Origin of the sequence: Pseudoalteromonas sp. 3D05 (assembly GCF_002723455.1) — a bacterium.
Classification (GTDB): domain Bacteria; phylum Pseudomonadota; class Gammaproteobacteria; order Enterobacterales; family Alteromonadaceae; genus Pseudoalteromonas.
On record NZ_PDUS01000005.1, the window covers coordinates 255,333 to 264,772 of the forward strand.

A 9,440-nucleotide genomic window follows, 5' to 3' on the forward strand; every position below is an offset into this window, starting at 1 on the left:
GTGTCGTTTTAACAGGTTCAAATACCAAGGATACATATATGTTAGGTAAGTTTAAGCGGCTATTCTTTATTGCGTTTATTACTGTACTTGGCGTGGTATCTCATGTCTGTTTTGCTCAAGCTCCTTTACTTGAGCAGTTTAATCAGGTTGATGATTGGCAGCAAAAGCAAGTTATAGCCGAGCAGTTACTTTCAACACCACAATTAACACCACAACAACGGTTAGCTATTTATAGTACGATGGCTGAGCGCGCATTTACTGAAAACGATTACTCATTGGCACTCGATTTCTACCAGTCTCAAGAGCAAAATAGCAATATAAACGACTCTCCTGAGCAATATTTTCGTTCTATAAAAATGCAAGGCGTAGTGTACTATTATCAAGGGTTAATGAATCAAGCGATTAAAGAGTATAGCCGTGCCTTAGTGGTTGCAAAGCAGCTAAATAATGCCTTGAAGCAGGCCAACTTGTTGAGCAATATTGGTTTATCTTATTTTGATATGTACAACATGGAGCTTGCATTAGAGCATTACCAAAAAGCAAAAACGATTTATGAAACGAACGGAAACGCACAAGATAAAGCGGACATACTTCATAATATTGCTGGGGTATATATTAAGTTATCGCGTTATGATTCAGCGTTAGAATTTTATCGTGAAGTGTTAGAGGTATTTCAACAACTCGATGATAAAGATGGCATTGCCCAAGTGTATGGAAACATGGGGGTGGCATACTTTGAGTCAGGGCGTCATCAATTAGCATTACATTACTATCAATTAGCTTTACGCTATTATCAAAGTATTAATGATGCTTATCAACTGTCAACTCGCCATAAAAATTTAGCTAACTTAAACCTTAAATTAAATAAAATAGACACAGCCTATTATCATGCGCTTGCAGCGAAAGAGTTTGCAGTTAAAGCTGATAACAAGACTCTTTTATTAACTGCATTACATATTTTAGCAAAGGTTGAGTTAGTTAAAGGGGATATCAAGGAAGCAAGACAAAATCTAAACGCGTCTTTTGCCCTTGCTAAAAAATATAATAATGAGATGTTGGCGAAGGATGGGTTAGGCATAAACTCGCTGCTGTTAGCAAGCATAGGTGATTATGAGCAAGCTGTTGACTTACATGAGCAATTTGTTGAATACCAACAAAGTATAAAAAGTGAAGAGGTTGCAAAGGCGCTGACTGTATTTCAAACACAGTTTAAAGCGAATCAACTCAATCAAGAAATCTTGCAGTTAAAACAAGAGCGAGACTTACAAGATTTGAAAATAGCAAAGCGTTCTCAGCTCGCTATTTTGCTGGCAATAGTAATGGTGCTTGGCTTAATTTGCACCATTGCATTGTATCGTCGAGCAATAGAAAAAAAGGCCAAAATTCAATTAGAAGAACAAGTTGAACAACGCACTCAGGAATTACAATTTGTAGCACAAGAGTTGCGTTCAGCCAATGAAATTAAAAGTCAGTTTCTTGCCAATATTAGTCATGAAATTCGCACTCCTTTAACTGCTATTCTTGGGCAAACGGATGATCTGATCAATGGTTTATATAAACCAAGCGAGTTACAAGATGAACTATTGGTTATAAAAAAGCACAGTGATCATTTAAAAGATTTAATAAACGATGTGCTGGATATTAGTAAAATAGAAGCTAATAGGTTAGAGCTTCATTTAACTAAATTTGACCTCGTTGAGTTGGTGAACGACGTTTATGAAATGTGCCAAGCTCATGCATCTCAAAAAGGCTTAAGGCTGACATTTGATAACCAATTAGAACCAAGTCATTGGGTTAAACTCGATTTAATGCGTGTTAAACAGATATTGATTAATTTATTAACCAACGCAATAAAGTTTACCCATCAAGGTAGTGTGAAATTACGATTGAGCCAAACACAGAGTGGGGTGCAGTTCAACGTGGTTGATACAGGTATTGGCATGAGTGTTGAGCAATTGAAAATGGTTTTTGAGTGTTTTCAACAAGGCGATAACACCATCAGCCGTCGTTTTGGAGGGTCTGGGTTAGGGTTGTCGCTATCGCAACAACTAGCGATGATGATGGGTGGATACATTAGTGCATTAAGTGAGCCAAATAATGGCAGTGAGTTTATCTTTAATCTGCCATGTAAACAAAAGAGTGCAGACCCCTCATCGAGCCCAGTTATCAATAACGCCAAGCATGTTCAACTTCAGGGTAAAGTCGTTTTAGCAGAAGATCACCCTGATAATCGCCGTTTAATCACACGCTACCTTACTTCTTTAGGGCTTGAGGTAATTGCTGTGAGTGATGGGGAACAAGCAGTTGAACAATGTTTACAACTGTATCCTGATATTGTTTTGCTGGATATTCAAATGCCTATTATGGACGGGCTCAGTGCTCTTGAGCTACTACAGCAATGTGGCTTTAGTAATCCAATTTACGCTTTAACTGCTAATGCTATGAGTCACGAAATTGATAACTATATTGCTAAGGGCTTTACTGGCTATTTAAGTAAGCCTATAGATAAAGAAGTGTTTTATAGTACGTTAGCCAATCAGTTAGCAAAGAATAATAAATTGCCCATAAATGAAAGCAAAGTCGACATGACTGATTTAACACACAGTTTTATCAGTAGTTTTATTAAAGAAGCAGAGTCACTGAATACTCACCTTGAGCAACGTGATTACCAGGCGCTACAGCAAGACAGTCATCGTATTCTTGGTGCGGCCCAAATGTTTGCCGTTCAGGATGTTATTAAACCAGCTTTAAATTTAGACAAAGCATTATTGAAGAAAAGTGCGCCGTGTGAGTTCGATAAAATAGCTCTATTAACGTCTGAGTTAATTAATGCATTAGAATCGCACTCGTCAAAATAGCTCTATCTCACTTTCTTCTGTAGTTTCAGTCGGAGTTACTTCTTTTTGGGTGCGCTTTCTTGGCTGTGTATCAGGGGCATAATTGCTAACAAGGAAAAAACTAAATTTCTCTTCTAGGCTGGTGGCGAGTAAATGTAAGTCGTTACTAGAAACAGCTTGTATTTTAGAACTTGAAAGTGCGTCAGAGTTCAGCTCGACTAGCGAATTGATACTTTCTTGTGACTCATCCGAAAATTGTTTTTGATTACTCACCTGCTGGTTAATAGAGTTTGACATTTCGCTAATTTCAAGCACAGCAGTTTCAATGGCTGTAATCTCACTACTTGAGGTTTTAGTCAGAGATACCGTCTGTTGCGCTTCATCGAGTGCTGTATTCATTAACGTATGGGCTAAATCAGTGCTATGTTGGATTTTACTGACCATGGCGCTCACTTCTTGTGTCGATTTACTCGTGCGTGACGCTAAGTTTCGTACCTCATCAGCAACAACAGCAAACCCACGGCCTTGTTCACCGGCTCTAGCGGCTTCAATTGCTGCATTTAATGCGAGTAGGTTTGTTTGCTCTGCAATAGCATTAATGACCTCAATAACTGAGCCAATATTATCACTGTCTTGCTTTAGTTGTTTTATATGTTCACTGGTTTGTTCGATATTACTTGCTAATGCGAGTAAGCTTGCTTGGCTCTTATCAGAATCAATACGCGTTTTTTTTACTGATTCTGTTGCATTCGCAACGGAGGTATAAATTGTTTTAACGTTAACCCCAAGCTCGCTCGAGGTGTTAAGCATTTTCTGAATTGTTTGAGCAAGATCTTGACCATGAGAATATTGGATTGTGGCTTTTTGAGTCATTGATGCATAAGTATCTCTTAGTTCATCAGCCATAGGTCTTAATCTATTAGACGAAATTTGTAGCTCTTCAAAAAGGTGCTCAATCGTTGTTAAGCTAGCGTTGAGTGCTAAGCAAGAGGGTGGGATTGAAGGGTCACTTTCGTCAAATCGAAAAGTAAAGTTAATACCGTCTTTACTAACTAAGTTCTCCATTAATGATTTTAGGTACCTATCTGGAAGCGCTAACCTTCGTTTAGTAAATAAATAAAAGAAATACACAGGTAATAATATAGTTAAATATAGAGCCACAATAGCAACAGAGGGTAAGTTAAATGAATAACAAATGAGGCCAATACTGATAGTTAAAAAGCACTGTAGGGCCACGAAGCCATGGGTAATTGTCATTCTGATTTTCCTTTGTAAAAAGCTATCGACCAACTTATTTTTTGAATGATTAGAGTTGGTTTTAAATAAGTATAGTTAAAAAAGCCCAGACGACAAAAAATGTTTCACTACATAAATGAATTTAAAGATATTGTGGGGTATACACTCTGTTTTGAGTGGAAGATAAATAGAGAGGGTATAGTAGATTGATAAAAACAAAAAAGCTCGCCATTAAGCGAGCTTTTCAAAAGTATATTTATGTCTACTGACGTCTCATAGAGTCAAAAAACTCATCATTCGTTTTGCTCATTGATAGCTTATCAATTAAGAATTCCATTGCGTCAATTTCTGACATCTCATGGACAATCTTACGCAAGATCCACATTTTCTGTAGTTCATCAGGTTTTGTTAGCAGTTCTTCGCGACGAGTACCTGAACGATTAAAGTCAATCGCAGGGAATACACGTTTTTCAGCAATCTTACGGTTTAGGTGTAATTCCATATTACCTGTACCTTTAAACTCTTCGTAGATAACTTCATCCATCTTAGAGCCTGTATCGATAAGTGCAGTTGCGATAATCGTTAAGCTGCCACCTTCTTCAACGTTACGTGCTGCACCGAAAAAGCGCTTTGGTTTATGTAATGCGTTTGCATCAACACCACCAGTAAGTACTTTACCTGATGAGGGGATAACCGTGTTATAAGCACGTGCTAGACGAGTGATTGAATCAAGTAAGATAATGACATCTTTTTTATGCTCAACTAAACGTTTTGCTTTTTCAATTACCATTTCAGCTACTTGCACGTGACGACTTGCTGGTTCATCAAATGTTGATGCAATAACTTCACCCTTTACTAGGCGTTGCATCTCAGTAACTTCTTCCGGACGTTCATCGATAAGTAAAACCATCAATGTTGCGTCAGGGTGGTTATGTGTGATCGATTGAGCAATGTTTTGCAGCAGCATGGTTTTACCCGCTTTAGGCGGTGCGACTAATAAACCACGTTGGCCACGGCCAATAGGTGATGCTAAATCAAGGACTCGTGCAGTAATGTCTTCGGTACTACCGTTACCACGTTCCATACGTAACCGTTCGTTAGCATGAAGTGGAGTTAGGTTTTCAAAAAGAATTTTAGTACGAGAGTTTTCTGGTCTATCAAAGTTTACTTCGTTTACTTTTAGTAAAGCGAAGTAACGTTCACCGTCTTTTGGCGGACGAATAAGACCCATTATTGAGTCACCAGTACGCATGCTAAAACGACGAATTTGGCTAGGTGATACATAAATGTCATCAGGGCCGGCTAGGTAAGACGCTTCTGAAGATCTTAAGAAACCAAAACCATCCTGAAGGATTTCTAATACACCACCGCCAAAAATATTTTCTCCACTTTTGGCGTGGGCCTTAAGGATAGCAAAGATAATATCTTGCTTTCTTAAGCGGGCTACGTTTTCGAGCCCCATGGACTCAGCTAAGGCTACAAGTTCTTTTATAGACTTGTCTTTTAATTCGCGTAAATGCATATTGGTGGGTTCTTTATTACAGTTATCATACTCATATAATCGATATTGATTAGTGAGAGAGGTTTGTTGGTAAACTAAGGATTAGTTGGCTTTATAAACTAGCAGTTCACTGGCCCAGCGTCCAGTCTTTATACAAAATAAACGTAAAAAAAGGGCGTATTGCCCTTTTTTTAATGGGTATTAGATGTTGCTTTCTAAAAACTCAACAAGTTGTGTTTTAGAAAGCGCACCAACTTTAGTTGCTGCAACTTGACCATCTTTAAAAAGAAGTAGTGTCGGAATACCACGAATACCAAACTTTGGTGGTGTACCTGCGTTTTGGTCGATGTTTAATTTACCGATAACAACACGGCCATCAAACTCGTCAGCTACTTCATTTAGAATAGGGGCGATCATTTTACAAGGTCCGCACCATTCTGCCCAAAAATCAACTAATACAGGCTTGTCTGATTGTAATACGTCAGCTTCAAAGCCATCGTCAGTTAATTGAATAATTTTCTCGCTCATTGCGCTCTCCGATAAGTTAGGCGAATTATTTAATGCGTATTTAAACACTCTTGTTTCTTATTGCAAGTTTAAACGTTATGCTTAAACGCTATGACTAAGACACATTTGACCGATAAAAAGTTTTCAGACTTTGCTATCGCACCGGAAGTGGTTACCGGTTTAACCGAGAATGGGTTTGAATATTGCACACCCATTCAAGCAAAATGCCTACCTTTTATATGTGATGGCCGCGATATTGCGGGTCAAGCACAAACAGGTACAGGTAAAACATTAGCTTTTTTAACAGCTACATGCCATCGGTTATTACAATCTAGCAAAGCACCTAGTAAACATCCAAGAGCCCTGATCATGGCCCCGACTCGGGAGCTTGCGATTCAGATCCATAAAGATGCTAAAATTTTAGCGCCACACTGTAATCTTAACTTAGGTTTAGTATATGGTGGCGAAGATTATGAAAAACAACGTGCGCAGTTAGAAAAAGGCGTAGATATTTTAATTGGTACCACTGGTCGCCTTATCGATTTATACAAGCAAGGCTGCTACACCTTAAATGAAATTGAAGTTGTAGTGCTTGATGAAGCCGATCGCATGTTTGATTTAGGTTTCATAAAAGATATTCGTTATATGTTCCGTCGTATGCCTGATACTTCTGAGCGCCTTAATCTATTATTTTCTGCGACGCTATCATATCGAGTGCAAGAGTTAGCATTTGAACACATGACTAATCCTGAGCATGTACAAGTTGAACCAGATGTAAAAACGGGTAAGCGAATTACTGAAGAGCTATTCCAGCCATCTCAAGAAGACAAGATTAAGTTATTACTTACTTTAGTTGAAGAAGAATGGCCAGATAAAGCGATTGTTTTTGCAAATACCAAACACAGCTGTGAAACAGTGTACGCATGGCTTAAAGAAGATGGGCATCGTGTTGGCATGTTGACTGGTGACGTCAATCAGAAAAAGCGCCAATCAATTTTAGCTCAATTTACTAAGGGTGACCTTGATTTCCTAGTTGCAACAGATGTTGCTGCACGTGGTTTACACATCCCTGAAGTGAGTCATGTATTTAACTTTGATTTACCGGATGATTGTGAAGATTATGTTCACCGTATCGGTCGTACTGGTCGTGCTGGTGCATCAGGCAAAGCAATTAGTTTTGCGTGTGAGCAATACGCATATAATCTGCATGAAATCGAAGAATATATAGAACATAGCATTCCTTTATCACATTATGATAAAAGTGCATTGCTTGATGATTTAACAAAGCCTACTATTCAAAGAAAGCGCAACTATTCGACAGGCCCTCGTAATCGTAGTAATAACGGCGGACGTAGACCAAACAATAGTTACCAAAAAGCACGGTCGTAATTTACGACCGAAGTAGAGTCGTAGTAGTAACTAGAGGTTTTTGAACGGTGGGGCAACTTAAACCGCAAAAAAATGTTTATGCAGTAATTGATTTAGGGTCAAACAGTTTTCATATGCTGATTGCTAAATCAATTGCTGGTGGCCTGCAAACCATAGGCCGAGTTAAACGAAAAGTCAGATTGGCGGCAGGGCTTGACGAGAATAATCTGTTAAGCACTGAAGCTATGCAACGAGGTTGGGAGTGTTTGGCTCTTTTTGCCGAGCGTCTTCAAGATATTCCCAAAGCTAACATAACTATTGTTGCAACTGCTACCTTGAGGCTAGCAACCAACGCTGATGAGTTCAAAGAAAAAGCAGAGCAAATTCTTGCTCACAAAATTAATGTAATCAGTGGTGAGCTCGAAGCCCGCACAATTTATAAAGGTGTCGCGCATACTTCTGCTTGCTCTGGGCGCCAGTTAGTGATTGATATTGGCGGTGCAAGTACAGAAGTGGTTATTGGCAAAGGTTTTGATGCACTGCATTATAAAAGTCTTAACATGGGGTGTGTCACATACCTTGAACGTTATTTTAAAGATTGCAAACTAAGCGATGCAAATTTCAACAACGCTATTACAGCTGCAAAAGAAGTTATTGCTGAAATAGCTTCAAGCTATAAAGCAGCAGGCTGGGAAATAGCCTCTGGTGCATCGGGTACAGTTCAAGCAATTCAAGAAATCATGGTTGCTCAATCTCTGGATGAAACATTAAGCCTCGACAAATTACTTGAAATTAAAAAGCAGTCAACGGCCTTTAACACAATTGCTGAGCTTGATTTACCAGGTTTAAGTGAAGAGAGAAGGTTGGTATTTGTTTCAGGCCTTGCTATTTTAATTGCATTATTTGAGTCCCTTGAAATTGAAAAAATGGGACTAGCAGGTGGAGCGCTCCGCGAAGGCGTTTTATATAGCATGATTCCTGAGTTTCATAATCATGATATTCGCAAGCGCACTGTAGATGCTTTTATGAGTCGCTATCATGTAGATCAAAAGCAATCAAATCGAGTAGCTGAATTAAGCAATTATTTAGCGCAGCAAGTTAGTGAACAATGGCCAGTGTTAGAGCAAGGTGGATGCGCGCTATTAAAAGCTATTGCGCAGCTACATGAAATAGGTTTATTGATCGAATATAAGCAGTACCAAAAACACACTGCTTATATTTTAGAAAATACCGATATGCCGGGCTTCTCTCAATCAGAACGTAAAATTATAGTTGCAGCTACCAATGCGCATCGTTCTGACTTGCAAAAAGATGCATTTAAATATTTAGGATGTCATCAGCAATTAGCACAATACATAACACGGCTTATTAGGATTGCTGTAATTCTCTCAATGCGTCGGCAAGACGATGTCTTACCTAAATTGAGTTTAACTGCTGATAATGAGGTATTAACCCTTTCTTTTGAAGAAGACTGGTTAAAAGTGCATCCGCTAATGGCAAGTGAGCTCCAGCTTGAGTCTAAACAACAAGCAAAAGCTGGATGGAAATTTTTAGTTAGATGAAAAAGGCTCGTCAGAGCCTTTTTTTGTAGCAAAATACCGCACTTTGTTTTAAAAATGTTCAAACAATCCTTTTTTTCAAAAAGATCGCAAAAAAGGGTTGATCTGTTTTTGGATCTCCCTATAATGCGACCCCACTGAGACGGCAGAGCAAGCAACGCTTAGCGAGGCAAGCAGCTAATCAGTAAGTCGAGTAAAACTTGAGTTTAGATTTTTTAAAAAGTTTAAAATTAAGTGTTGACAAAAAAATAGGAAAGCGTAACATGCGCAGCCCTAGCGAGATAAAGTAAAGCACTTTAATCGCAACGTTCTTTAACAATATAAAGCAATCATCTGTGTGGGCACTCGTACAGATTGAGTTCTAACAGCCAAGCTACTTCGGTAGTGAGGCAAAAAAATTTAGAGTCTCAATTGAAACTGAGTGACCAACAG

At 38.7% G+C, this 9,440-nt stretch carries 6 protein-coding genes; 3 read left to right on the forward strand and 3 right to left on the reverse strand.

Going from position 1 to position 9,440, the window contains the following annotated elements:
• Positions 1 to 38: 38 nt before the first annotated feature.
• A complete protein-coding gene (locus CSC79_RS07790; protein ID WP_099295269.1) occupies positions 39 to 2,858 on the forward strand; it encodes a tetratricopeptide repeat protein in 2,820 nt (939 codons plus the stop codon).
• On the opposite strand, the gene CSC79_RS07795 is transcribed toward CSC79_RS07790, so the two are convergent.
• The 3 genes from CSC79_RS07795 to trxA all read right to left on the reverse strand — a co-directional run bounded on the left by CSC79_RS07795 (position 2,850) and on the right by trxA (position 6,102).
• Positions 2,850 to 4,094, reverse strand: a complete 1,245-nt coding sequence (locus CSC79_RS07795; protein ID WP_099295270.1) for a methyl-accepting chemotaxis protein — start codon at positions 4,092 to 4,094, stop codon at positions 2,850 to 2,852. The genes CSC79_RS07790 and CSC79_RS07795 overlap by 9 nt on opposite strands.
• A 241-nt stretch (positions 4,095 to 4,335) precedes the next feature.
• Complete coding sequence (gene rho / locus CSC79_RS07800) at positions 4,336 to 5,595, reverse strand: transcription termination factor Rho (protein WP_058561178.1); 1,260 nt, start codon at positions 5,593 to 5,595, stop codon at positions 4,336 to 4,338.
• Between the two features lie 180 nt (positions 5,596 to 5,775).
• On the reverse strand, positions 5,776 to 6,102 hold the full coding sequence (gene trxA / locus CSC79_RS07805) for a thioredoxin TrxA (RefSeq protein WP_099295281.1): 327 nt from the start codon (positions 6,100 to 6,102) through the stop codon (positions 5,776 to 5,778).
• A 90-nt stretch (positions 6,103 to 6,192) separates the two neighbouring features.
• Between trxA and rhlB the strand changes: the two genes are divergently transcribed.
• Together rhlB and gppA are read left to right on the forward strand one after the other, a co-directional pair.
• Positions 6,193 to 7,470 (forward strand): ATP-dependent RNA helicase RhlB, encoded by a 1,278-nt coding sequence (gene rhlB, locus CSC79_RS07810; protein WP_099295271.1) that lies wholly within the window; start codon positions 6,193 to 6,195, stop codon positions 7,468 to 7,470.
• 47 nt (positions 7,471 to 7,517) lie between these two features.
• The gene (gene gppA, locus CSC79_RS07815) at positions 7,518 to 9,011 is read left to right on the forward strand and encodes a guanosine-5'-triphosphate,3'-diphosphate diphosphatase (RefSeq protein WP_099295272.1); all 1,494 of its coding nucleotides are present in this window, start codon (positions 7,518 to 7,520) and stop codon (positions 9,009 to 9,011) included.
• Positions 9,012 to 9,440 lie beyond the last annotated feature (429 nt).